18 protein-coding genes are annotated in these 24,531 nt (G+C 70.7%); 6 read left to right on the top strand and 12 right to left on the bottom strand.

Translation table 11 applies throughout. The features are described from left to right. Positions 1-2: 2 nt before the first annotated feature. The 3 genes from QWI33_RS06125 to QWI33_RS06135 all read right to left on the bottom strand — a co-directional run bounded on the left by QWI33_RS06125 (position 3) and on the right by QWI33_RS06135 (position 7,876). Positions 3-3,365 (bottom strand): DUF4132 domain-containing protein, encoded by a 3,363-nt coding sequence (locus tag QWI33_RS06125; protein WP_289955943.1) that lies wholly within the window; start codon positions 3,363-3,365, stop codon positions 3-5. Between the two features lie 82 nt (positions 3,366-3,447). Then, positions 3,448-6,780 carry a DUF4132 domain-containing protein gene (locus QWI33_RS06130; RefSeq protein ID WP_289955945.1) on the bottom strand — a complete coding sequence of 1,111 codons (3,333 nt, stop codon included), beginning with the start codon at positions 6,778-6,780 and terminating at the stop codon, positions 3,448-3,450. A 103-nt stretch (positions 6,781-6,883) separates the two neighbouring features. After that, positions 6,884-7,876 carry a heme o synthase gene (locus QWI33_RS06135; protein WP_289955946.1) on the bottom strand — a complete coding sequence of 331 codons (993 nt, stop codon included), beginning with the start codon at positions 7,874-7,876 and terminating at the stop codon, positions 6,884-6,886. A gap of 177 nt (positions 7,877-8,053) precedes the next feature. Here QWI33_RS06135 and tkt point away from each other — a divergent pair, with 177 nt between their 5' ends. Genes tkt through pgl form a run of 6 tightly spaced genes read left to right on the top strand, consistent with a single transcriptional unit; the run spans position 8,054 to position 16,193 of the window. Beyond that, the gene (tkt, locus tag QWI33_RS06140; protein ID WP_353895405.1) at positions 8,054-10,168 is read left to right on the top strand and encodes a transketolase; all 2,115 of its coding nucleotides are present in this window, start codon (positions 8,054-8,056) and stop codon (positions 10,166-10,168) included. A gap of 39 nt (positions 10,169-10,207) precedes the next feature. Continuing rightward, on the top strand, positions 10,208-11,344 hold the full coding sequence (tal, locus tag QWI33_RS06145) for a transaldolase (RefSeq protein ID WP_289955949.1): 1,137 nt from the start codon (positions 10,208-10,210) through the stop codon (positions 11,342-11,344). After that, positions 11,341-12,957, top strand: coding sequence for a phosphoglucose isomerase-related protein (locus QWI33_RS06150; RefSeq protein ID WP_289955951.1), 1,617 nt, complete (start codon positions 11,341-11,343; stop codon positions 12,955-12,957). Before tal ends, QWI33_RS06150 begins: the two co-directional genes overlap by 4 nt. Continuing rightward, positions 12,958-14,496 (top strand): glucose-6-phosphate dehydrogenase, encoded by a 1,539-nt coding sequence (gene zwf, locus QWI33_RS06155; RefSeq protein WP_289955952.1) that lies wholly within the window; start codon positions 12,958-12,960, stop codon positions 14,494-14,496. 15 nt (positions 14,497-14,511) lie between these two features. Further along, positions 14,512-15,453 (top strand): glucose-6-phosphate dehydrogenase assembly protein OpcA, encoded by a 942-nt coding sequence (locus QWI33_RS06160; RefSeq protein WP_289955954.1) that lies wholly within the window; start codon positions 14,512-14,514, stop codon positions 15,451-15,453. Beyond that, the gene (pgl, locus tag QWI33_RS06165) at positions 15,450-16,193 is read left to right on the top strand and encodes a 6-phosphogluconolactonase (RefSeq protein WP_289955955.1); all 744 of its coding nucleotides are present in this window, start codon (positions 15,450-15,452) and stop codon (positions 16,191-16,193) included. The genes QWI33_RS06160 and pgl overlap by 4 nt, the downstream gene beginning before the upstream one ends. Positions 16,194-16,306: 113 nt before the next feature. Here pgl and QWI33_RS06170 read toward each other — a convergent pair whose 3' ends face one another. The 9 genes from QWI33_RS06170 to rapZ form a co-directional block, all read right to left on the bottom strand. Next, positions 16,307-16,660, bottom strand: coding sequence for an RNA polymerase-binding protein RbpA (locus QWI33_RS06170; RefSeq protein ID WP_289955957.1), 354 nt, complete (start codon positions 16,658-16,660; stop codon positions 16,307-16,309). 309 nt (positions 16,661-16,969) lie between these two features. Next, positions 16,970-17,587: a hypothetical protein gene (locus QWI33_RS06175; protein WP_289955958.1), complete on the bottom strand. Its 618-nt coding sequence runs from the start codon at positions 17,585-17,587 to the stop codon at positions 16,970-16,972. Positions 17,588-17,748: 161 nt separating this feature from the next. Continuing rightward, entirely contained in the window at positions 17,749-17,997 is a 249-nt protein-coding gene (gene secG / locus QWI33_RS06180) for a preprotein translocase subunit SecG (protein WP_344472935.1), read from the bottom strand. A gap of 266 nt (positions 17,998-18,263) precedes the next feature. After that, a complete protein-coding gene (tpiA, locus tag QWI33_RS06185; RefSeq protein WP_289955964.1) occupies positions 18,264-19,049 on the bottom strand; it encodes a triose-phosphate isomerase in 786 nt (261 codons plus the stop codon). 2 nt (positions 19,050-19,051) lie between these two features. Then, a complete protein-coding gene (locus QWI33_RS06190; protein ID WP_289955966.1) occupies positions 19,052-20,248 on the bottom strand; it encodes a phosphoglycerate kinase in 1,197 nt (398 codons plus the stop codon). A 7-nt stretch (positions 20,249-20,255) separates the two neighbouring features. Further along, positions 20,256-21,251 carry a type I glyceraldehyde-3-phosphate dehydrogenase gene (gene gap, locus QWI33_RS06195; RefSeq protein WP_289955968.1) on the bottom strand — a complete coding sequence of 332 codons (996 nt, stop codon included), beginning with the start codon at positions 21,249-21,251 and terminating at the stop codon, positions 20,256-20,258. A gap of 283 nt (positions 21,252-21,534) precedes the next feature. Then, positions 21,535-22,521: a DNA-binding protein WhiA gene (gene whiA, locus QWI33_RS06200; protein WP_289955970.1), complete on the bottom strand. Its 987-nt coding sequence runs from the start codon at positions 22,519-22,521 to the stop codon at positions 21,535-21,537. Between the two features lie 3 nt (positions 22,522-22,524). Next, entirely contained in the window at positions 22,525-23,442 is a 918-nt protein-coding gene (locus QWI33_RS06205) for a gluconeogenesis factor YvcK family protein (protein ID WP_289955972.1), read from the bottom strand. A 109-nt stretch (positions 23,443-23,551) separates the two neighbouring features. Next, positions 23,552-24,451, bottom strand: a complete 900-nt coding sequence (rapZ, locus tag QWI33_RS06210; RefSeq protein WP_435367559.1) for an RNase adapter RapZ — start codon at positions 24,449-24,451, stop codon at positions 23,552-23,554. Positions 24,452-24,531: the final 80 nt, after the last annotated feature.

Genomic DNA, 24,531 nt, shown 5'->3' on the forward strand with positions numbered 1-24,531 from the left:
TGTCATCGGTCGCCTTGCGGGGCGGTGTCGCTGCGGGTGAGGCGGGCGAGTCCGCTCAGCGCCTCGGAGGCGAGGACGGGGTCGATGTCGCTGAGCGGCTCGCCGTCGGGGAAGAGCGGCGAGCCGAAGTAGCCGTTGAATGAGAGGCAGACACTGGCGGTCTTCTGGTCCGGGTAGGCGCTCGCCGAGCCGACGTAAATCCCCGGGTCGAGCTCCACGGCGAGGTAGCCGCTGCCGGGGAAGGCGTAGAGGACACCGGGTTCGACGCCGCCGTCCTCGGGTTCGGCGCGCGTCCAGCCCCGGTTGACGAGCCCGAGGACGGAGCCGACGGCCACGGTGCGACCTTCGAAGCGGGTGAGGCGGCCGGTGGCGAGCTCGTCTTCGGTGAAGGCGAGCACCGGGCGGCTCAGCTGCTCGAACGGCTGCAGGATCTCATAGTCGGCCAGGAGCGTCGCCCAGGCCCGTGCCTCGTCGGCCTCGAGGAGGGCCGGGTGGGCGAGGCGGATCGCGGATTCGGGTGCAGGCGTGAAGGTCTCGTCGTGCATGTCGCTGAAGGAGCCGTCCTCGGCGATGCGGAAGCCGGTGCGGGCGCCGTCGTGGTCGGCGATCCAGACGAGGCGGCGGGCGAGGTTGCCGGTGAGCGGGTGCTCGACGCAGTACTCGCGGAAGTCCTCCATTGTCCACTGGCGACCGTCGATCATGGCTGCTTCGAGGCGCTTCACGAGGTCGGCGGCGACGGTGCGCAGGTCCTTCCTCATCGCGGCGAAGCGCCGGTAGGCGTCGTCGGCGATCGCGGCGTCGTCGTGCTTTCCGGGCTTGGGGAGGGCCTTGCGCGGCTTGCCGTCGCCGCCTTGGACGAAGGGCTTCAGCTGCTCGTCGAAGCGCACGGTGAACTGCCGCGGCCCGTAATCGAGGACGAGCGCGGCCTCCTCGCCGAGCCCGAAGTCGGGCACCAGCCGGTCGGCGAGCTGCTCGGCGGTGAGGCCGAGCCGCGCGGCGATGGCCTCGATCTGCTCGGTCGCCTCCCACCGGATCGCGTCGAACTTCGCCTTGTCGGCGATGGACTGGACGGCGCGCATCGCGGTCTCGGTGCCGATCGCGCCGAGTACCTTGAGGCCCTTGACGGCCCGCTGGTGCTGGTTCTCCCCCGGCCATTTCGCGACGAGCGGTGCGAGCGTGCGCACGGTGTGGTCGTCGGCGAAGTGGGCGAGCTGGTGCAGTGCCCAGGTCTCGGCGGTCGGCGCGCCTGCGCTGCGCCACTGCTCGAAGAGGGCGAGCGAGAAGCGGCTCAGTGAGGCGCGGTCGCAGGCCTCGGCGACGGCGGCGACGCCGACGTAGGGCTGGTCCGGCGAGTCGATCGCGAGGACGGTGAGCAGATGCTCGACCGACTTCGGCGGTAGCGCCCGCTCGCCTCCGACGAGGAGCACTTGCGGGAGGAGTGCCGGTGCGGCCCAAGCGACCTGCTTGGGGATCTTCACCCCGACCGGGTCGAGCAGATCGGCATCCACAATGGCGCTGAGGGCGGCGGCGGCTTCATCCCCGTAGTGCTGCGCGGCGTCGCGCACCAGGCCGGGTCCACGGGTGGCCGCGAGGTGGGCCAGCGCGGCCGTCGCGCTCGTGCGCAGCTTCTTGTCCGCGCCGAGCGCGTCCGGGACGAGGAGCACGGCGGCGTCGGCGCCATGGCGGTCGAGCCAGGCGATGGCATTGGTGCGCAAGGACTTCAGCCGTACGAGGGCGTCGGCCATGCACCGGGCGGCGGGCAGGTTCGCGATCGGCCGTACCGCGTCGCGGCCGGCGGCGTCGAAGGCGGCGGCCCTGGCGACCTCGTAGGACACGGCCGTCTCGAAGCGGGCGAGGACGCGATAGAGCTTGTATTGCGCTTCGAAGCCGAGTGGGGCGCCGGCGCGCCAGCGGTCGGCGACGGGGGCGGCGATCGCAAGCGGCGCTTCCGACAGCAGCCGCAGGCCGAGATCGGAGGGCAACCGGCCCAGTTCCATGCGCCGGGCCTCCTCGCGCCAGCTTGCCTCGTCCCGGTCACCGAAGTGGTAGAAGCGCTTTCCGAAGCGCTCGCGTTCGTCGGCGGCCCAGACGACCCGGTTGATCGGGGGCGGGACGAGTCCTTCGAGGACGGGGTCCTTCCGCCTGTCGCGCTTGGCGGTCCACGGCGGGGCGGCGAGCAGCGGCGGCAGTTCGGCCGGGTCGGCGTACGGCGCTCGGTCGGAGGCGGCGAAGAGCGGGCCGACCGTGCTCATCGCCGCGTCGTCGAGCCCCGGCACGGCCGCGGCGACGGCGGGATCGGAGTGGAGGAGCTGCGTGAGGCGCCGGCGCCGGCCCGGGCCCGCCTCGGGGAGGCGGGCGGCTGCGGCGCGGAGCGTCCGCAGCGGGTAGTGGGCCGCGAACTCGATCGCGACGGCCATGACGTCCGGTTCGTGGAGCCGGTCGGCGAGATATCCGGCGGCTTCGTCGGAGGGCAGCCCGGCCAGTGCCTTGTGGAGCCTGCGGCGCCAGGCCACGGGGTGGGTGTCCTTCACGCTGTCGATCACCACCGGTGCGGCGGCGGCGCCGAGGCGCTTGACGAGGTTCGCGAGCGCGGGCGTCTCGAGGCGGTAGGGCGGGATGCGGAGCCGGCCGAGGGCGGCGAGCTGGCCGGACGTGGTGACGGCTTGTGTGACCAGCAGTTCGGTGAGGTGCGATGCGGGTGTGCCGTCAAGGTGCTCCTCGCACACGTCGTCGGCCCAGGCCCGCTCGTCGGGGACGAGCAGGGTCACCGCGAGCCGTTCGGCCGAGTTGGTGCGGCGGCGGGCGAGCGCGTCGCGGACGGCGGTGTACTCGGAGTCGGAGGCGGCGGCGATCAGGTGGCGGAGGTCGGCGAGGAGGCCGTCCGGGACGGTGCGGAACCAGGCGCTGTCGTTGAGGTGCACCTGGCGCAGGCGGACCTCGATGCGGTCTCGGCCGGTGTCGAGCGTGAAGAGCATCGCGGCGGTCTCGGCGGCGAACGGCAGGCCGTGGTCGGCGGCGAGGCGGGCGAGCAGGTCGCGGGACGCGGCCGACTTCTGCTCGATGAAGTCGGTGGTCGCCGGGTCGCCGCCCACGTAGTGGCAGATGACGGCGGTCGCGACGGCCGCGCCGACCGGGTCGGCGGCCCCGTCGAGGAAGGCGGTGCCGGCCGGTCGCAGCAGCTCGTGGGGCGCGAGGTCGAGCACGGCGCGGGCCCGGGTCTCGTGTTCGGCGAGCAGCCGGCCGCCCGCTTCGGGCGACGCGGTGACCTTGCGGGGCTTCCCGATGGAGCGGGTCGGCTTGACGTGCCGTTCCCAGACCTTCGGGAAGTGGGCCTGGTCTTCTTGGGGTGCAAGCGATGCCGTCATCCGGGTCCTTCGTGCGGCGGGGAATGTCGCAGCCGAGGATAGCGATTCGGTGCGACATTCCCGTTCCGTCACGAATCAGGCACTATGCGGTGCCGGTGAGCCGGGCCAGCGACGCCAGGACCTCCGAGGCGACGACAGGGTCGATGCCCTCGGGGATCTCGCGAGCGAAGTCGTCGGCGTTCGACCACTGGTAGCGCTCGTACCGGTCGAGCCCGACGCTCACCACGGTCTGCTCCGGGGCCTCGGCGACCTCGCCGACCCAGATGCCGGGGTCGAGCGAGACGACGACGAAACCGCCGCCGGGCAGCGGGTACGCGATGCCGGGGGCGACGCCGCCGTCTTCGGGGGAGGCCCGGTTCCAGCCGCGCTGCGTCAGGCCGAGCACGCGGCCCACGTCGACTTTGGCGCCCTCGAACCGCTTGAGGGCGCCGGTGGCGAGCTCCTCGTCGTGGAAGGCCATGACGGGGCGGCTCAGCTGGTCGAAGGGCTGCAGCACCTCGTAGTCGGCGAGGACCCCCGCCCAGGCCGCGGTCTCGGCGCCGAGGCGGACGGGGTGCGCGAGGGTGATGCGCGCGGTCGCGTCGAGTGCGACGGTGTCGTCCTCGACGTCGCTGAAGGTCCCGTCCTCGGCGATGCGGAACCCGAACCGGGTGCCCTCGCTCGCGGCGATCCAGACGAGGCGGCGCGCCAGGTGTCCGGTGAGCGGGTGCTCGACGAAGTACCGCCGGAACTCGTCCGCGGACCAGTCGCGGCCGGCGACCATGGCGTTCTCGAGGCGGCGCACCTGGTCGGCGGCGACGCTGCGCATCTCCTTCTTCAACGCGCTGAACCGCTGGTAGGACTCGGCGGCGATCTCGGGGTCGTCCTTCGCACCGGGTTTGGGCAGTGCTTTGCGGGGCGAGCCGCCGTCGTCGCGGACGTAGGGTTTGAGCTGCTCGTCGAAGGCCACGAAGAACTTGCGCGGCCCGTAGTCGAGGACGAGCGCGGCCTCCTCGCCGAGCCCGAAGTCGGGGACGAGGCGGTCGGCGAGCTGCTCGCGGCTCAACCCGAGGTCCTCGGCGATGCGGGTGATCTGGCGGCCCGCCTCCTCCTTGAGCGCCTTGAACTTCACCTTCTCGGCGATGGTCTGGATGGCGCGCAGCGCCGTCTCGGTGCCGATAGCGCCGAGGACTTCCAGTCCGACGACGGCGCGCTTGTGCTGGCTCTGGCCGGGCCACTCGCGGATGCGCGGGGCGAGGTCCCACACGGTCGCGTCGTCGGCGAAGTGCATGAGCTGCGTGAGCGCCCAGGAGTCCTTCGAGGGCGCGCCGACGGTGAGCCACCGCTCGAACAGGGCCCGGCTGAACCTGGTGAGGGAGGCGCGGTCGCAGGCTTCGGCGACGAGCTCGATGCCGGGGTAGGCGTAGTCCGGGGTTCCCAAGGCGAGCACGGTGACCAGGTGCGTGACGGCCGCGGCGGGCAGGGCCCGCTCGCCGCCTTCGAGGAGCACCTGCGGCAGGACCGCGGGCGAGGCCCAGCTGCCGGGTTTGGGGACGGTGACGCGCGGTTCGAGCGGGTCGACGTCGAGGAACGCCTCGATCGCCGCCGCCGCTTCGGGGCCGAACGGCGCGGCCTCGGCCGCGACGGCGGCGTTGCCGTGGCTCGCGGCGAGGAACGCCAGCGCGGTCTCGGCGTACCGGCGGCGCTTCTTGTCGGCGCCGAGCGCGTCGGGGACCAGGTAGGGCACCGCGGCGAGCCCGTGCCGGTCGAGCCAGCGGACGGCGCTGGGCCGGGCGCCCTTCAAGCGGGTCAGGCGTTCGGCCGCGATGCGCGCGGCGGCCAGGTTGAGGATCGGTCCGGGGAGTTCGCGGCAGGTGTGCTCGGTGGCGGGGAAGACGAGCACCCGGTCGATGACGCGCTCGCCGTACCGGGCGAGGAGGCGCTGCAGCTGGGGCTCGTTGCCGGAGACCGTGCTCGGGTCCCAGTGCTCCAGGAGCGGTTCGGACCGTTCGGTCGCGACGTAGGCGAGGAAGGCGGCCAGCCGCCAGTCGCCCTGTTCGATGGTGTCCTTGTCGTTCCAGTAGTAGTCGCCGAGGTCGTAGTATCCGCGGACCTGGCTCCAGGCCTCCCGTTCGCCCGGCTCCCATGACAAGTGCGCGGCAGCGGGCGCCTCGAGGCCTTCGACGGCCACGGGTGTCGCCTTGGGGCGCTTGCGGGTCCACGGCGGGGCGACGAGCAGCGGCGGGAGGTCCTCGGGGGCGGCGGCGGGGGCGCGGCCGGAGGTGTCGAGGAGGTCGGCGAGGGCCTCCCGGTCGGCCTCCCCGAGGTGGGCGCGGTGCGCGGGGTCGACGAGGTCCGCGATGGCGGTGAGCCAGGTGCGCAGGCCCTCGGGGGCGCCGGGGGCGAGGCGGGCCGCGGTGCGCAGGGCCCGGACGGGGAAGCGGGCGACGGCCTCGTTCGCGGCCTCCCACACGTTCGGCCAGGTGAGGCGTTCGAATACGAACGCGGTGGCCTCGTCGCTGGGGATCATCGCGATCGCGCGGTACAGGAGCTTGCGGAAGTCGTCGTTGTATCGGTACGCGGCCTTGTCGGTCTCGAGCATGATCGGCAGCGCCTCGGTGCCGAGCCCGCCGAGCGCGGCGGCGACGGCGTCGACCTCCATGCGGTAGTAGCTCAGGATGATGGGCATGCCCGCGGCGCGCGGCTGGGCGGCGTCGCTGGTGGCGTGCCAGACGAGCAGGTCGGCCCGGCCCGCGTAGGCCCGGCTCTGCCCGAACTCGGCGCAGGCCTCCGTGACCCAGTCGGTCTCGGTGGGGAGCAGGAGCATGGCGGCCATGCGCTTCGCGCCGGAGTCGCGGTGCCCCGCGACGGCCGCGACGACCTCGGCGTACGCCTCGTCGGAGACGGACGCGAGGAGGGAGCGGAGGGCGGCGATGTCGCCGTGGTCCATTTCGTGCACGGCCGTGTCGGGGTGGGCCACGTCGTGCTCGAAAATGGTGCGCTTCGCGATGGCCTCCCCGCCGTAGTAGCCACCGGTCGTCGGGCAGACCGCGAGGCGCTCGACGGCCGCGGCGACCGCGAAGGGCAGGCCGTGCTCGTGCAGCCAGCGGTCGAACTCGGGTCGCAGCCACGATTCGCGCGAGCGCCCCTCGTAGTCGAGGATCAGCGTCGCGACGGCGGCGGCCCCGCGCGGGTTCGCCTCCCCGTCGAGGTACGCCTGGGCGTCCGCGGCGTAGTCCGCGTTCTCCGGCAATGCGAGCGCGGCCTGGATCTTCTCGTAGCGGGCGGCGATCTTCTGGCGCTGGGCCGCGAACGTGGCGGGGTCGGCGGGGGTGAACGGCTTCCCGGCGCGCCGGCCGCGCCACGGCAGCAGCCTGGCGTTCCAGGCCGCCGGCAGTTGCAACTGGTCTTCTTGGGGGGCAACGTGATCGGTCATCGAGGTCCTTCGTCAGGGAGTGTCGTCCCGACGATAGGCCCGCGGTGCGACATCCCCGCAAACGCCGAAGGCCCGGCCGGCGGCCGGGCCTTCGAACAACGCCCTACATGAGGAAGGAGTCGACCGCCAGCGCGAGGAACAGCAGCGTCAGGTAGCTGGTCGACCAGTGGAAGAGGCGCATCGGCTTGGGGTCCTCGCCGCGGTTGACGCGCCCGAGGAGCTTGTGGCACTCCAGGACGAACAGGCCGCCCGAGACGAGCGCGACGATGCCGTAGAGCCAGGTCGTGCCGGGCTGGAGGAACATGGGCACGATGGAGACGGCGAGCATCGCCCAGCCGTAGACCACGGACTCGATCGCGACGCGCTTGGCGGGGGCGACGACGGGGAGCATCGGGATGCCCGCGGCGGCGTAGTCGTCCTTGAACTTCATGGCGAGCACGTAGAAGTGCGGGGGCTGCCAGAGGAAGACGACGGCGAACAGGACCCAGGCCATCCAGGACATGTGGCCGGTGACGGCCGCCCAGCCGATGAGCACGGGGGCCGCGCCGCACGCGCCGCCCCACACCGTGTTGTACGGGGTGGTGCGCTTGAGCCAGATCGTGTAGACGACGTCGTAGTAGACGATGGCGCCGAAGGTGAGGAGCGCGGCGAGCCAGTTGACGAGCAGGCCCATGCCGAGGACCGCGACGGCGCCGATGACGAGGCCGAAGACCAGGGCGTTGCGCGGCGGGATCTGGTGCTTGGCCAGCGGGCGGCGCGAGGTGCGGGCCATGAGCTGGTCGATGTCGCGGTCGATGTAGCAGTTGATCGCGTTCGCGGAGCCGGCCGCGAGGGCGCCGCCGATGAGGGTCGCCAGGACCGCCTTCAGCGTGGGCAGGCCGCCGTACTCCATGCGCGCGGCGACGAGCATCGCCGGGATGGTGGTGATGAGGAGCAGCTCGACGATGCGCGGCTTCGTCAGCGAGACGTAGGCGCCGATGAGCGTCCTGAGGGACGGCTTGGCCGGGGCCCCGTCGCCGGGCGCGGGCAGTTCGATTCGCTTGCGGGCCTGGGGCCGGGGGCGGTCGGCCAGGGCGCGGGTCGGGTCCTCGTTCATCACCGCCCACCATACGGGCCGTGAGGAGGTGACCTGGGCCTGGGTCTAGGGCCCCTACCTGGGCGTTCCTGATGGGAGACTTGCTCGTGGGCGGGCTCACAAGCCGCGGAATTCCGACCTCCGAGAGACCGCGCATAAAGTTCACCCTGTGTAGGTAGGGTCAGAAGGCACACGTCAATGGCCCAAATACGACGAGTATCAAGGAGTATCCCAGTGGCACAGTTCGAGTGGACCGTACTCGACCAGAAGGCGGTCGACACGGCGCGGCTGCTCGCCGCCGACGCGGTGGAGAAGGCCGGCAACGGCCACCCCGGTACCGCCATGAGCCTCGCCCCGGTCGCGCACACCCTGTTCCAGAAGGTCATGCGGCACGACCCGAGCGCCCCCGACTGGGAAGGCCGCGACCGCTTCGTGCTCTCGTGCGGCCACTCCAGCCTGACGCTGTACGTGCAGCTGTACCTCCAGGGCTACGGCCTGGAGCTTGAGGACCTGCAGAACCTGCGCCAGTGGGGGTCCCTGACCCCGGGCCACCCCGAGGTGGGGCACACCGCAGGCGTTGAGACCACCACCGGGCCGCTCGGCCAGGGCCTGGCGACCGCCGTGGGCATGGCGATGGCCGCCCGCCGCGAGCGCGGCCTGTTCGACCCCGAGCCGGCCGTGGGCGAGAGCCTGTTCGACCACCACGTGTACGTGATCGCGTCCGACGGCGACATCGAGGAGGGCGTGACGCACGAGGCCTCCGCGATCGCGGGCGTGCAGGAGTTGGGCAACCTCGTCGTCGTCTACGACGACAACGAGATCTCCATCGAGGACGACACCAAGATCGCCCTCGGCGAGGACGTCGCCAAGCGCTACGAGGCGTACGGCTGGCACGTCCAGACCGTCGACTGGAAGTCCGGTGACGAGTACGAGGAGGACCCGAAGGCCCTCTTCGAGGCGATCGAGAAGGCCAAGAAGGTCACCGACAAGCCCTCGCTGATCCGCCTGAAGACCATCATCGGCTGGCCCGCCCCGAAGAAGCAGAACTCCTACGCCGCGCACGGCTCCGCCCTGGGCGCCGAGGAGATCGCCGCGACCAAGGAGCTGCTCGGCTTCGACCCGGCCGTGTCCTTCAACGTCCCCGAGGACGTCCTGGAGTACACCCGCGGCTCGATCCGCCGCGGCCAGGACCTGCGCTCCGCGTGGGAGACCGACTTCAACAACTGGGCCGCCGCGAACCCCGCGAACAAGGCCCTGCACGAGCGCCTGTGGGCGGGCGAGTTCCCCGAGGGCTTCGAGGACGCGTTCCCGGTGTTCGAGCCGTCCGCCAAGGGCGTCGCCACCCGCTCGGCCTCCGGCAAGGTCCTCTCGGCGCTCGCGCCGGTCCTGCCCGAGCTGTGGGGCGGCTCGGCCGACCTCGCGGGCTCGAACAACACCACGATGGACGGCGAGCCGTCGTTCCTGCCGCTCTCGCGCCAGACGAAGGCCTACCCGGGCAACCCGTACGGCCGCACCCTCCACTTCGGCATCCGCGAGTTCGCGATGGGCACGATCCTCAACGGCATCAAGCTCCACGGCCCGACCCGCCCGTACGGCGGCACGTTCCTCGTGTTCTCCGACTACATGCGCGGCGCGGTCCGCCTCGCGGCCCTCATGAAGACCCCCGTGGTCTACGTGTGGACGCACGACTCGATCGGCCTCGGCGAGGACGGCCCGACCCACCAGCCGGTGGAGCACCTGGCCTCCCTGCGCGCCATCCCGGGCCTGGACGTCATCCGCCCCGGCGACGCGAACGAGACCGCCGTGGTCTGGAAGACCCTGCTGGGCAAGACCGACCGCCCGGCCGCGCTGGCGCTGACCCGCCAGAACATCCCGGTGTGGGACCGCACGAAGTTCGCTTCGGCCGAGGGCGCCGCGAAGGGCGCGTACACGCTCCTGGACACCGAGGGCACCCCCGACGTGATCATCATGGGCTCCGGCTCCGAGGTGCAGCTGGCCGTCCAGGCCGCCGAGAGCCTGGCGTCCGAGGGCGTCAAGGCCCGCGTCGTCTCCGTGCCGTCGATCGAGTGGTTCGACGAGCAGGACGAGGACTACCGGGAATCGGTGCTGCCCAAGGCGGTCAAGGCCCGCGTGTCGGTCGAGGCGGGCATCGGCCTGTCCTGGCGCGACCTCGTCGGTGACGCAGGAGTCAGCGTCTCCCTGGAACACTTCGGTGCCTCCGCGCCGTTCGAGAAGCTGTACGAGGAGTTCGGCATCACCGCCGGCGCCGTGGCTGACGCGGCCCGCTCCTCCATCAAGAAGGCACAGCAGTAGCAACGTCGAAGAACTAGCTGGAAAGCTGGAGGAGCACCGATGAGCGCGAACGAGAACCTTGCCGGACTGTCGGCGGCGGGGGTGTCCGTCTGGTTGGACGACATCTCGCGTGAACGCCTGGAGACGGGCAATCTGAAGGACCTCATCGCCGGGTCGTCCGTCTCGGGCGTCACCTCGAACCCGTCCATTTTCGCGGCGGCCCTGGCCAAGGGCAACGCCTACGACGAGCAGATCGCGGACCTCGCGGTCCGCGGAGTGAGCGTCGACGAGGCCGCTCGCGCCATCACCACCTTCGACATCCGCTGGGCGGCGGACGTCCTGGCCCCGGTCTTCGAGACCACCGGGGGCCAGGACGGCCGCGTGTCCATCGAGGTCGACCCGCGCCTCGCCCACGAGACGCAGGCGACCATCGCCGAGGCCAAGGCCCTGTGGTGGGCCGTCGACCGGCCGAACACGATGATCAAGATCCCCGCGACCCGGGCCGGGCTCCCCGCCATCACGGCCGCGATCGCGGCGGGCATCAGCGTCAACGTGACGCTGATCTTCTCGCTGCAGCGCTACCGCGAGGTCATGGACGCGTACATGGCGGGCCTGGAGTCCGCCAAGGCCGCCGGGCACGACCTGTCGCAGATCCGCTCCGTCGCCTCCTTCTTCGTGTCCCGTGTGGACTCCGAGATCGACAAGCGGCTCGACGGCATCGGGTCCGACAAGGCCCTCGCCCTCAAGGGCAAGGCCGCGATCGCGAACGCCCGCTTGGCGTACCAGGAGTTCGAGAACGCCTTCGCGTCCGCGCGCTGGGAGTCCCTCGCCGCCGCCGGGGCCGTCCCGCAGCGCCCGCTGTGGGCGTCCACTTCGGTCAAGAGCCCGGACTACCGCGACGTCATGTACGTCGAGGACCTCATCGCCCCCGGCACGGTCAACACCATGCCCGAGGGCACCATGCAGGACTTCGCCGACCACGGCGAGGTCGAACAGGACACCATCCGCCCGTCCTATGCGGACGCGGCCACCCTCATGCTCGAGCTGGAGCGCGTCGGCGTCGACTACGACGACGTCGTGCAGGTGCTCGAGGACGAGGGCGTCGAGAAGTTCATCGTCAGCTGGAAGCAGCTCCTGGGGCAGATCGAATCGAAGCTCGGCGAGAGCACGGTTGTAGAAAGCGGAGCACAGAAGTGAGCGATGTGATGGGCAAGATGGAAGCCGCCGGAGGCCTGGCCGTAACGACCGGCGTCGACGTGAACGCGGCCGTCGAGCGGCTCCGGTCCGAGGGCGTCCCGGCCAAGGTCGCCGCCAAGGACGCCACCCTGTGGGGTCCCGAGGCCGAAGAGGAAGCCGCGATCAGGCTCGGCTGGGTCGACACCTTCGTCAAGTCGAAGGAGCTCCTCGCACCGCTCGCGAAGCTCCGCGCCGAACTGAACGAGCAGGGAATCGACCACATCGCCCTCGCGGGCATGGGCGGCTCCTCGCTCGCCCCCGAGGTCATCTCCCGCACCCTGGACCTGGGGATCAGCATCCTCGACACCACCGACCCCGGCCAGATCCTGGCCGAGCTCGGCGAGGACTCGCTGCGGCGCACCGCCGTCGTCGTCTCCTCCAAGTCCGGCTCCACCGTGGAGACCGACTCCCAGCGCCGCGCCTTCGAGAAGGCCTTCGAGGCCATCGGGATCACCGAGCACGCGGGCCGCTTCGTGTTCGTCACCGACCCCGGCTCCGCTCTCGAGGAGCTGGCGACGAAGCAGGGCTCGCACCTGTTCCTCGCCGACGCCACCGTGGGCGGGCGCTACTCGGCGCTCACCGCGTTCGGGCTCGTCCCGACCGCGCTCGCGGGCGCCGACGTCGCCGAGCTCATCGAGCAGGCCGAGGCCTTCGCCGCCACCATCGGCAGCGAGGACGACGACCCGGCGGTCGTGCTCGGCGCGGTCATCGCGGCCAAGCCGACGATCACCATCGCCGACGACGGCACCGGCGTCGTGGGCCTGGGCGACTGGGCCGAGCAGCTCATCGCCGAGTCCCTCGGCAAGGACGGCAAGGGCACGCTCCCGGTCGTCCTCGAAGGTCCCGCCGCGGCGGGCGCCCGCGGCTCCGACCGCGTGTACGCCACCGTCGGGGGCTCCTCGACGGGCCTGCCGACCTCCGGTTCGGCGCTGGCGATGCCCGACGTGGTCGTCAACGGCCCCCTGGGCGCGCAGTTCCTCGCATGGGAGCTCGCGACCGCCTACGCCGGCTACCTGATCGGCATCGACCCGTTCAACCAGCCGAACGTCACCGAGTCGAAGAACAACACCAACCGCATCCTCGCCGACGGCCTCCCGGACGAGCGTCCGCACGCCGTCGACGGCGCGGTGGAGATCTACGGCTCGCACTCGACCACGGTCGCCGGCGCGCTCGGCGAGCTCCTCACCGACGCCGACAGCGAGCACGCCTACATCGCGGTCCTCGCCTACCTGGACCGGATCGACGACGCCGACGTGGCGAAGCTCCGGGCCGAGCTGGCCGACCGCACGGGCGCGCCCGTCACGTGGGGCTGGGGACCGCGGTTCCTGCACTCCACGGGCCAGTTCCACAAGGGCGGCCGCCAGACCGGCGTGTTCCTGCAGCTCACCGGCGAGGTCGAGCAGGACCTCGAGATCCCGGGCCGCGACTACACGTTCGCCGGGCTCCAGGCCGCGCAGGCCGCCGGGGACCGCCAGGCCCTCGAGTCGCGCGAGCGCCCGCTCGTGCGCCTGCACCTGACCGACCGCAAGCGCGGCGTCAACCAGATCCTTCACGCCGTGAGGGAGCTGAGCTAGATGGGCGAGACCCTGCACACCACCAACCCGCTCCGCGACCCCGCCGACCGGCGGCTCCCGCGGATCCCCGAGCCCTGCGCCCTGGTGATCTTCGGCGTCACCGGCGACCTCGCGAAGAAGAAGCTGATCCCGGCGGTCTACGACCTCGCCAACCGGGGCCTGCTCCCGGCGTCGTTCGTGATCGTCGGGTTCGCCCGCCGAGACTGGGGCGACGAGACGTTCGAGGAGATGGCCCGCGAGGCCGCCAAGTCGCACGCCCGCACCCCGTGGCGCGAAGAGGTCTGGGCCCGCCTGGCCGGCAGCTTCAAGTTCGTGCCCGGCACGTTCGACGACGACGAGGCCTTCAACCGCCTCGACGCCACCGTTGACGAGCTGCGCGAGACGCACGGCATCGTCGGCAACGCGGCGTTCTACTTCTCGATCCCGCCGCTGGCGTTCCCCCAGGTGCTGAAGCAGCTCAAGCGCACCGGCATGTCGGACAACCGCCAGGACGGCGGCGGCTGGCGCCGCGTCGTGGTCGAGAAGCCGTTCGGCGAGGACCGCGCCTCCGCGGCCGAGCTGAACCACCTCGTCGACGAGGTGTTCACCGCGAACGACGTGTTCCGCATCGACCACTACCTCGGCAAGGAGACGGTGCAGAACATCTTCGCGCTGCGCTTCGCGAACGCCATGTTCGAGCCGATCTGGAACTCCAACTACGTCGACCACGTCCAGATCACCATGGCCGAGGACGTCGGCATCGGCTCCCGGGCCGGGTTCTACGACGACAACGGCGCGGCCCGCGACGTCCTCCAGAACCACGTGCTGCAGCTCCTGGCCATCGCGGCCATGGAGCAGCCCAACGGGTTCGAGGCCGAGGAGATCCGCACCGAGAAGCTGAAGGTCCTGCGGGCCATCAAGCTCCACGACGACCTCGAGGCCACCGCCATCCGCGGCCAGTACGCGGACGGCTGGGTCCAGGGCCGGCCCGTCAAGGGCTACCTCGCCGAGGACAACATCCCGCAGACCTCGACCACCGAGACGTACGCGGCGGTCCAGCTCGGCATCCAGAACCGGCGCTGGAACGGCGTCCCGTTCTACCTGCGCACTGGCAAGCGGCTCCCCAAGCGGGTCACCGAGATCGCGGTGGTCTTCAAGGAGGCCCCGCACATGCCCTTCGCCGACTACGACACCAAGACGCTCGGCCACAACCAGCTGGTCATCCGCGTCCAGCCGGACGAGGGCATCACGGTGAAGTTCGGCTCGAAGGTCCCCGGCACCGGCATGGAGCTGCGGGACATCTCGATGGGCTTCGGCTACGGCGAGACCTTCACCGAGTCCAGCCCCGAGGCGTACGAGCGGCTCATCCTGGACGTGCTCCTGGGAGACAAGACCCTGTTCCCCGACGCGCAGGAGGTCGACGCCTCCTGGGCCGTCGTGGACCCGCTCGAGGAGTTCTGGGAGGGCACCAAGCCCGAACCGTACGAGTCCGGGACCTGGGGCCCCCAGGGCGCCGATCTCATGCTGCAATCGTCCGGCCGCCGCTGGCGCCGGGCCTAGAAGGGGAGTCTGGACGTGCATCTGAAGGACACCACCACCGGCGACATCATGAAGTCGCTGACGAAGCTGCTGCACGAGGTGGGCGGCGCCTCGGGCCTCGCCCTCAACCTGGTCGCGCTGACCACTGAGGACGAGCGCGAGGAGGTCGAGAAGGCCGCCTCGTTCGCCGCGCAGGAGCACCCGTACCGGCTCATCATGGCGATCCCGCGCGACCTGGACGCCAAAGAGCCGCGCATCGACGCCGAAGTGACCGTGGGCGAACGGCTCGGCTCCGCCGAGGCGATCATCCTGCGGCTCGACGGCCCCGCCGCCGCGCACCTCAGCTCGATCGTGCTGCCGATGCTGGCTTCCGACGTCCCGGTGGTCACCTGGTGGCTCCTGGACCCGGTCCGGTACGGACTGGAGCAGGAGCTGCGCAGCTTCGCCGACCGCCGCATCACGTACTCGGCCCGCGCGAACGACCCCGTGCAGTCGCTCCACCGCCGCGCCGAGACCTACGTCTCGGGCGACACCGACATCTGCTGGACCCGCATCAGCCTGTGGCGCTCGCTCATCGCCAGCGCCTTCGACGGGGTGACCCACGCGGTCGAGAAGATCACCGTCAAGGCCGACGACGACGACCCGTCGGCGCAGCTCATGGCCGCGTGGCTGCACACGCGCCTGGGCGTCGCGCCGGAGATCGTCGACACCCCGGTGGTGCGCAACTCCGAGCACCTGCCCGCGATCGCCTCCGTGGCGTTCACGATGGCCGGGGGCGAGACCATGGAGGTCGAGCGGAAGGCCGACGGCACCACCGTGCTGCGCCAGGCGGGGCTGCCGAAGCGCCGCCAGACGCTGCAGGGGCGCACGCTCGGCCAGCTGCTGGCCGAGGAGCTGCGGCACATCGACCCCGACACGGCGTACCGGAGGGTCCTCGAGACCATCCGCGAGAACGCCGGCGAGCGGGCGAGCGCATGAGCCGTACCGGTGCGGTGATCGTCCACAACGACGCCGACGTGCTCGCGGAGGCGGTGGCGGCGCGGCTGCTCAACCGGCTGGCGGACGCGCAGGCGCATCGCGGCGAGGCGTCGATCGTCCTCACGGGCGGGCGGATCGCAGCGAAGGTGTACCAGAACATCCTGGGCTCGCCGATCCGCACGGTCGTGGACTGGTCGAAGGTCGACTTCTGGTGGGGCGACGAGCGGTTCCTGCCGTCCGGCGACCCGGAGCGGAACGAGACGCAGGCGCGCGAGGCGTTCCTGGACCACCTGCCGGTGGACCCGGAGCGCGTGCACCCGATGGCGGCCGCGGACGCGGTGGAGACGCCTGAGGACGCGGCGGTCCTGTACCGCGAGGAGCTGGCGAAGGCCGCGGGCGGCGAGGGCGCTCCGGCGTTCGACCTGCTGCTCCTGGGCATCGGCGAGGACGGCCACGTGGCGTCCCTGTTCCCCGGCAACCCGGCGCTGGAGGCCTCGGGCTCGGCGGTGGGGGTGCGCAACTCCCCCAAGCCGCCGTCCGAGCGGGTCTCGCTGACGATGTCGACGATCAACGCCGCCACGGCGGCCTGGATCATCGCCTCGGGCGAGGGCAAGGCCGAGGCGGTCGACGAGTCCCTGTCGAAGGGCGAGCTTCCGGCGGGCCGCGTGAAGGCGGTGGGCCACACCAGGTGGCTCATCGACAAGGACGCGGCTTCGCAGCTGAAGCACCTGGAGTTCTGAGCGAGCGCAAGGGCCCGGATCGCGCATCCCATTTCCCATGGGATGCGCGATCCGGGCCCTTCGTCGTGCCGGCGGCGCATCGTCCAACCTTGCGGTGCGGACCGCCGGGCTGCTCAGTAGAGCGAGCGCTCGCCTCGGGCGGCGGCCCTGGCGGCGAGGGCTTCGGCGAGGAGGTCTTCGGCCTCTTCGTCGCTGCGGCGCTCGCGCACGTAGGTGAGGTGGGACTTGTACGGCTTGGCGCTTCGGCGCTCCGGTGGGTTGTCCTGGTCGGGGCTGGCCGGCCAGCCGCAGCAGGTGCAGTCCCATTCGGTCGGGACCTCGACGTAGAGCGCGAACGACAGTGCAGTCTCGTGTCCCCTGGCGCACCAGTACTTGACGTGCTGCCGCGGCACCGGCTCGCCGCGTTCCGAGTGGAGGCCCGCGGTGGCGCCTATGCGAGTGCCTCGGATGGCCTGTCCGTTGGACATATGTGTGATCGCTCCTCACAGACGGGGGATCTTCTGTGGATGTCGACCGGACACGGCTGAGCGAGGAGTCTGCGGGAAGGGACCGCGACTCCCCTTGAGCGTCGCCGTGGAGTCACCGGTCGGAGCGGCTGGGGCACCGCCCTCAGCAATTCTATGACGCAAAGCACACACTGTAAAGACTACGGCGAAATGGTTTCACTTAAAGGCAGGAGCCGTGCACTCACGCACGGCCCCATGGGAATCGGTCCGTCCCTAGGAGAACCACATCGCAGCCCACGGCGTTGGCGGGCCGCGGCGATGGGCCGTCCGTCAGCCGCTGAGCCGCAACGGGTACGACGCTTGGGGATCGTTGTTCGCGTCCAGCACGTCCTTCCAGAAAGGCACCGCCGACTGGGCATCGGGGCCGGCCCCCGCCTGCTCGGGGGCAAACTCCCTGCCGACGTAGTCGAGCAGATCGACCCCGTAGACGATGATGTCCGACTGGTGGACGGACAGGACAGGATGGCCCCAGTTCCCCCGGCCCGAAGGCAGATACCGGTGGCTGTACACGGGGATCATCTTCGGCACCGCAGCCAGGTGCCGCCCGGCGACGGCGAGCGCATCGGCCGTGGTGCCCGGACGCTCGCCCCAGTCCTCGACCCAGAACCCGCAGTGCTCGACGTCGAACAGCAGCCCTTCGACCGGCCACTCCAGACGCCGCCGAAGCGCTTTCGGATCGCCTGCGCGCCAGTCCGGCCATCCCCCGGGACCCATCGGCATCCCTGCGGCCAGGAACGCGCGGTGGTCGTCGGCGAACTCGATCCCGAACTCGCCCTCGATGCGGGCGAACTCAGCGTCCGTGAGCCCCGGCAGGATCCCGAATCGGCCCAGCTCGGCCAAGCGGCGCGCGGCGCGCCTCCCGATCCAGGCGCCGTCGTGAAAACCCATGACTCAGTTGTACCTGCCGGGAGCGCGAAGCGGCCCGCCCGAGCAGTGCTCGGGCGGGCCGCTTCGAAGTATGGGGCCGTCGCAGACGGCGGTGCTGCCGGACAGCGATGGTCTCAGACGACCGTGCTGCTGGACGGCAGCATTGCTGAACAGCGGTGTTGCTAAACGACAGTGCGCAGCAGGAGGCCGAAGGCCACGATGCACGCGAACCAGATGACACCGACGCCGATCGTGATCCGGGTGAGGTTCTTCTCCGCCACCGAGGAACCGGACGCGACCGAGGACATGCCGCCGCCGAACATGCTCGACAGGCCGCCGCCCTTGCCCTTGTGCAGCAGCACCATGAGGATCAGGACCGCGCTGGAGAGCAGCAGCAGGATCATCAGGGTGTAACTCAGAACCGTCATCATCGGTGATCGGGTGTCCTCTCAGCAATTCTGGCCCGTTATGGGGCGCGGGCCACGGCTGAGTCTAGCGGTTTGGCTTGTAACTCTGCCATGCGCCCCAGGCCCCGGAAACGCAAGGAGCCGCCGCACAACGCTGTGCGGCGGCCCTGTCTGCGGCGTGCAGTGCTCAGCTCGGGCACTGCACACGTCTTGGTACTACGCCCCCGCATGCTCCGGACTGAGCACACGTTCCCTACGCACTGGCGTGCTCCGGGCTGAACACACGTTCCCTACGCCCCCGCGTGCTCCGGGAAGCGCACGATCTTGGCGAACTCTTCGGCGTCGAGGCTCGCGCCGCCCACGAGGGCGCCGTCGATGTCGGGCTTGCCCATGATCTGAGCGACGTTCGAGGACTTGACCGAACCGCCGTAGAGGATCCGGACCCGCTCCGCGACCGCGCCGAACTTCTCGGCGAGCGCCTGGCGCAGGGCCCCGATGACCTCCTGGGCGTCCTCGGCGCTGGCCGTGCGGCCCGTGCCGATCGCCCAGACGGGCTCGTAGGCCACGACGACCTTGGCGAGCTCTTCCTCGGTGAGGCCGTCGACCGCCGCGATGAGCTGGCTGACGGAGTGCGCGATGTGGTTGCCCGCCTCGCGCACGTCCAGGGCCTCGCCGACGCAGAGGATCGGGCTGATGCCGTTGTTGAGGGCCTGGCGGACCTTGGCGGCCACCAGTTCGTCGCCCTCTTCGTGGTACTGGCGGCGCTCGGAGTGGCCGACGGCCACGTAGGAGCAGCCCAGCTTCGCGAGCATCGAGCCGGCGATCTCGCCGGTGTAGGCACCGGACGGGTGCGCCGACAGGTCCTGCGCGCCGAAGCCGATGGTGAGCTTGTCGCCGTCGACCAGCGTCTGCACGCTGCGGATGTCGACGAACGGCGGGAGGACGACGGTCTCGACCGCTTCGAGCTGCTCGCGGGTGAGGCTGAAGGCCAGCTTCTGCACCAGTGCGATCGCTTCGAGGTGGTTGAGGTTCATCTTCCAGTTGCCGGCGATGAGCGGCTTGCGGGTCTCAGTCATCTTCAATTCTCCAGTGCGTCCAGGCCGGGCAGGGTCTTGCCTTCGAGGTACTCGAGGCTCGCCCCTCCGCCGGTCGAGATGTGGCCGAATCCGTCCTCGGGCAGGCCGAGGGTGCGGACCGCGGCGGCGGAGTCGCCGCCGCCGACCACCGAGAACGCCTCGGAGTCCACGAGCGCCTGCGCGACGGTCTTGGTGCCGGCGGCGTAGTCGGGGAACTCGAACACGCCCATGGGGCCGTTCCAGAACACGGTCTTGGCGCCGGCGATCCGGTCCGCGAAGAGCTTCGCGGACTCGGGGCCGATGTCCAGGCCCATGCGGTCGGCCGGGATCGCGTCCACGCCCACGGTGAGCGGCTCGGCGTCGGCGGCGAACTCGGCCGCGGTGGTCGTGTCGACCGGCAGCAGCAGTTCGACGCCGAGTTCCTTCGCGCGCTCGAGGTAGGTCTTGCAGACCTCGATCTGGTCCTTCTCGAGCAGCGAGGAGCCGACCTCGTAGCCCTGGGCGGCGAGGAAGGTGAACATCATGCCGCCGCCGACGATGAGTGTGTCGACCTTGTCGAGCAGGTTGTCGATGACCGCGAGCTTGTCGGAGACCTTCGCGCCGCCGAGGATGACGACGTACGGCTGCTCGGGCTTGCCGGTGAGCTTCGAGAGGACCTCGACCTCTTTGGCGATGAGCCAGCCCGCGTAGTGCGGGAGCAGCTGCGCGACGTCGTACACGGAGGCGTGCTTGCGGTGCACGGCGCCGAAGGCGTCGTCCACGTACACGTCGCCGAACGCGGCCAGCTGGCCGGCGAACTCGGCCCGCTGGGTGTCGTCCTTGCTGGTCTCACCCTTGTTGAAACGCAGGTTCTCCAGCAGCAGGACGCCGCCGTCGCCCTGGGCGACGGCCTTGTTCTCGGCGTCCGTCCCGACGGTGTCGGTCGCGAAGGCGACCTCGCGGCCGAGGACCTCGCCGAGGCGCTGGGCCACGGGGGCCAGCGAGAAGGCGGGGTCGGGCTCGCCCTTGGGGCGGCCCAGGTGCGAGCACACCACGACGCGCGCGCCGGCTTCGGCCAGCGCCTTGACGGTGGGCGCGACGGCGCGGATGCGGCCGTCGTCGGTGATGTTCTTCCCGTCGAGAGGGACGTTGAGGTCGGCGCGTACGAGTACGCGCCGACCGTTGACGCCCTCCTGCAGGAGTTCGTCGAGCGTCTTCATCAGGCTGCTAGCCGACCAGCTTGACGAGGTCGACGAGGCGGTTCGAGAAGCCCCACTCGTTGTCGTACCAGCCGAAGACCTTGACCTGGTTGCCGATGACCTTGGTCAGGAGGCCGTCGATGATGCACGAGTGCGGGTCGCCCTCGATGTCCTTGGAGACGATCGGGTCCTCGGTGTAGTAGAGGATGCCCTTGAGGGGGCCCTCGGCGGCGGCCTTGAGCGCGGCGTTGACCTCTTCGGCCGTGACCTCGCGGGAGGCCTCGAAGGTGAGGTCGGTGATCGAGCCGGTCGGGACCGGGACGCGCAGCGAGTAGCCGTCGAGCTTGCCGTTGAGCTCGGGCAGCACCACGCCGACGGCCTTGGCGGCGCCGGTGGTGGTGGGCACGACGTTCAGGGCGGCGGCGCGGGCGCGACGCGGGTCGCTGTGCGGGCCGTCCTGGAGGTTCTGGTCCTGGGTGTAGGCGTGGATCGTGGTCATCAGACCCTTCTCGATGCCCACGGACTCGTTCAGGACCTTGGCCATCGGGGCCAGGCAGTTGGTGGTGCAGGACGCGTTCGAGATGATGTTGTGCTTCTCGGCGTCGTAGTTCTCGTGGTTGACGCCCATCACGATGGTGACGTCCTCGTTCTTCGCCGGAGCGGAGATGATGACCTTCTTGGCGCCGCCTTCGAGGTGGGCCGAGGCCTTCGTGCCGTCGGTGAAGAAGCCGGTGGACTCGATGACGACGTCCGCGCCGACCTCGCCCCAGGGGAGGTTCTTCGGGTCGCGCTCGCTGAACGCCTTGATGGTCTTGCCGTTGACGGTGAGCTCACCGTCGCCGATCTTGACCTCGTACGGCAGGCGGCCGAGGATCGAGTCGTACTTGAGCAGGTTGGCGATCGTGTTGAGGTCGCCGAGGTCGTTGAAGGCGACGATTTCGACATCGGCACCAGAGGCGAGAACCGCCCGGAAGAAGTTGCGCCCGATTCGGCCGAAGCCGTTGACGCCCACACGGATGGTCACTTGGCCATCTCCTCGCTTGAACAGGATCGAATAACTGACTGAGACCGGGAGCGGTCTCGTACGCGATCCGTTCAGCCGAATAGCGACGGTGGAACAGATCGCTGTTCGGCCTCGTCGCCGAGCACTTCTTGACCCTACCGCTGCGGTTCCTGAACCTGTCGCGGCCGGCTCCCCCCGATCATGTCACACCCGGAACAGGGGTGTGACATCGCGGTTAAGCGTAGCCGGTGATCGGCCGTCCGTCCGCGTTGCCGCGCCAAAGGGCGGGCAGGTCGCGCGCGGTTCAGGCGACGAGCATTTCCTCTTCGGCCACAACGTCGTCGGGGCCGGGGATGCCGTGCTCCTGGGCGCGCTTGGTGGCCATGTTGATGAGGCGGCGGATGCGCCCGGCGATGGCGTCCTTCGTCAGCGGCGGGTCGGCGAGGGCGCCGAGCTCCTCGAGCGAGGCCTGGCGGTGGTCCAGGCGCAGGCGCCCGGCCGAGGCGAGGTGCTCGGGGACGTCGTCGCCGAGGACTTCGAGGGCGCGGGTGACCTTCGCGGCGGCGGCGACGGCGGCGCGGGCGGAGCGGCGCAGGTTGGCGTCGTCGAAGTTGGCGAGGCGGTTGGCGGTGGCGCGCACTTCGCGGCGGACGCGGCGCTCCTCCCAGGTCAGGACCGAGGAGTGGGCGCCGAGGCGGGTGAGGAGTTCGCCGATGGCGTCGCCGTCGCGGATGACGACGCGGTCGACGCCGCGCACGTCGCGGGACTTGGCGGCGATGCCGAGGCGGCGGGCGGCGCCGACGAGCGCGAGTGCCGATTCGGGGCCGGGGCAGGTCACTTCGAGGGAGGAGGAGCGGCCGGGCTCGGTGAGCGAGCCGCGGGCGAGGAAGGACCCGCGCCAGGCGGCCTCGGCGCAGCACGGGTAGGCGCCGACGACGTGGTTGGGCAGCCCGCGGACGGGGTAGCCGCGCTGGTCGGTGAGGCCGATCTGCTTGGAGAAGGCCTGGCCGTCGGCCATGACGCGCAGCAGGTAGTGGTTGTTGCGGCGCAGCCCGGCGGCCACGAGCACGTGGATCTCGGACTCGTAGTGGTAGAGGTGGTCGATCATGCGCTTGGCGCGGCGGGCGACGTTGCCGGCGTCCACCTCCGCCTCGACGACGACGTTGCCCTGGCCGACGAGGTGGAGGCCTCCTGCGAAGCGGAACAGCGCGCCCAGTTCGGCGCGCTGGCAGCAGGACTTCGTCACCTCGATGCGACTGAGTTCGTCCTTGACCTCCGAGGTCATCGCCATTCGTTAACCACCATCTTCGACCAGCAGGTTTCCCAATACGGCAGCCAGCGCGGCGACGTCGTGCGTCACACCGTCAGCGGCGAGGTCCGCCGCGACCAGCTGGGCCTCCAACGATTGTGCCGCACTGTTCAACGATCCGGGATCGGCAAGGGTTCGGGTATCGCCTGAGACGACGTAGTGAAACCGGACACCTTCGGCGTATCGGCGCAGCGTGTCGACGTGACCGGCGAGGGTGAGACCGTCCGTCTCCTTCTCTTCGGAGAGGTTGAGCACGACGATCCGCCGGGCGTGGGCGGCGCCGATGGCCTCGCGGAGGTCGGGGAGGAGGAGGTGCGGGATGACGGAGGTGTACCAGGAGCCGGGGCCGAAGACGTGCCAGTCGGCGGCGGCGACGGCTTCGAGGGCCTCGGGGCAGGCGGTGGCGCCCGCGGGGAGGAGGCGCACCTCCTTGACGCTGCCGTCGGCGACGGCGATGTCGTGCTGGCCGACGATGGTGCGGGTGCCGTCGCCTTCGAAGAGGTCGGCCTCGATGTCGAGCGGGGTGCAGGCCATGGGCAGGACGCGGGCGCGGGAGCCCAGGAGGCGGGCGGCGGCGTCGAGGGCGTCCACGGGGTTGGCGTGGAGTTCCAGGAGGCCGGTGAGGACGACGTTGCCGACGGGGTGGCCGGTGAGGAAGTCCTGGCCGCCGAAGCGGTGGGAGAAGAGCCGGGCGGTCTCGGACTCGTCGGGGCCGGCGGTGGCGATGAGGGCTTTGCGCAGGTCGCCGGGGGGCAGGACCGGTCTGGTGGCGCGGATGTCGCCGGTGGAGCCGCCGTCGTCGGCCACGGTGACCACGGCCGTGAGGTCGAGGTCGAGCCTGGAGAGGGCGCGGAGTGCGGCCGACAGGCCCCGCCCGCCGCCGAACGCGACGACTCTGGTCATGCGGTCACCTTGGAGATATGGCACTGGGGGGTGCGGCGCTCGGGGCAGGGCGGGGCGTCCGGGGGACCCGCGTGGGCCGTGGCCTGGGCGGGTCCTCTGGGCGCGTCGGTCACTCGTTGCCCCGGTCGCGGTGGTGGGTGCCTGCGGGGAAGCCGGCGGCGTTGAGGCGCTTCGCCAGGGATTCGGCGATGGCGACGGAGCGGTGCTTGCCTCCGGTGCAGCCGATGGCGATCGTCATGTAGCGCTTGCCTTCCCGCTCGAACCCTTGGGTGGTGCCGAGCAGCAGGGAGGCGTAGGCGGCGACGAATTCCTCGGCGCCGTCCTGGCCGAGGACGTAGTCGGAGACGTCCTGGTCGATCCCGGTGTGCTCGCGCAGGGTGGGAACCCAGTACGGGTTGGGAAGGAATCTTACGTCGGCCACGTAGTCCGCATCGCGCGGGATGCCGTACTTGAACCCGAATGACATGCAGGTGAACTGGAGTCCGGGGGTGGAGGGCGCGAGGAAGGCCTCCTCGACGCGCGACCGCAGCTGGTTCTCGTTGAGGTGCGTGGTGTCGAACAGGGTGTCGGCGGAGCCGCGGGCCGGTTCGAGGATGCGGCGCTCGGCGGCGATGCCGTCGGCGAGCATGCCGTCGCCCTGGAGCGGGTGGGCGCGGCGGACCTTCTCGAAGCGGCGGATGATGATGTCGTCGTCCGCGTCGACGAACACGAGGTGGGGTTTGAAGCCGCCCTTGCGGAGGTCCTCGATGACGCCCACGAGGTCGGTCATGAACGCGCGCGAGCGCACGTCGAGGACCATCGCGGTGCGCCGCACCTCTTCTCCCCCGGCCGCGGCCAGCTCGGCGGCCTGGCCGACGAGCGATTCGGGGAGGTTGTCGATGACGTAGTAGCCGACGTTCTCCAGCGCGCGCGCCACGGTCGAGCGCCCGCCTCCGGAGATGCCGGTGACGATCACGAGGTCCAATTCACTGCGGTCGGACTTGCCCGCCTGCACTGCTGCCACACCCATAAGTCAAGTATCCCCGAGTTCGTTCCTGCCGCCGCGGTGACACGGCTTCGACCTGATCGCCGAACTGACAAGCGTATTAC

The organism is Glycomyces tritici, assembly GCF_030403505.1.

Excerpts from the sequence above, each read along its gene's own strand:
- QWI33_RS06190 (WP_289955966.1), bottom strand. The coding sequence starts at position 20,248 with ATGAAGACGCTCGACGAACTCCTGCAGGAGGGCGTCAACGGTCGGCGC.
- QWI33_RS06130 (WP_289955945.1), bottom strand. The coding sequence starts at position 6,780 with ATGACCGATCACGTTGCCCCCCAAGAAGACCAGTTGCAACTGCCGGCG.
- zwf (WP_289955952.1), top strand. The coding sequence starts at position 12,958 with ATGGGCGAGACCCTGCACACCACCAACCCGCTCCGCGACCCCGCCGAC.
- tal (WP_289955949.1), top strand. The coding sequence starts at position 10,208 with ATGAGCGCGAACGAGAACCTTGCCGGACTGTCGGCGGCGGGGGTGTCC.
- QWI33_RS06135 (WP_289955946.1), bottom strand. The coding sequence starts at position 7,876 with ATGAACGAGGACCCGACCCGCGCCCTGGCCGACCGCCCCCGGCCCCAG.
- tpiA (WP_289955964.1), bottom strand. The coding sequence starts at position 19,049 with ATGACTGAGACCCGCAAGCCGCTCATCGCCGGCAACTGGAAGATGAAC.
- secG (WP_344472935.1), bottom strand. The coding sequence starts at position 17,997 with ATGATGACGGTTCTGAGTTACACCCTGATGATCCTGCTGCTGCTCTCC.
- QWI33_RS06170 (WP_289955957.1), bottom strand. The coding sequence starts at position 16,660 with ATGTCCAACGGACAGGCCATCCGAGGCACTCGCATAGGCGCCACCGCG.
- QWI33_RS06205 (WP_289955972.1), bottom strand. The coding sequence starts at position 23,442 with ATGACCAGAGTCGTCGCGTTCGGCGGCGGGCGGGGCCTGTCGGCCGCA.
- whiA (WP_289955970.1), bottom strand. The coding sequence starts at position 22,521 with ATGGCGATGACCTCGGAGGTCAAGGACGAACTCAGTCGCATCGAGGTG.
- pgl (WP_289955955.1), top strand. The coding sequence starts at position 15,450 with ATGAGCCGTACCGGTGCGGTGATCGTCCACAACGACGCCGACGTGCTC.
- QWI33_RS06125 (WP_289955943.1), bottom strand. The coding sequence starts at position 3,365 with ATGACGGCATCGCTTGCACCCCAAGAAGACCAGGCCCACTTCCCGAAG.
- QWI33_RS06175 (WP_289955958.1), bottom strand. The coding sequence starts at position 17,587 with ATGGGTTTTCACGACGGCGCCTGGATCGGGAGGCGCGCCGCGCGCCGC.
- rapZ (WP_435367559.1), bottom strand. The coding sequence starts at position 24,451 with ATGGGTGTGGCAGCAGTGCAGGCGGGCAAGTCCGACCGCAGTGAATTG.
- tkt (WP_353895405.1), top strand. The coding sequence starts at position 8,054 with ATGGCCCAAATACGACGAGTATCAAGGAGTATCCCAGTGGCACAGTTC.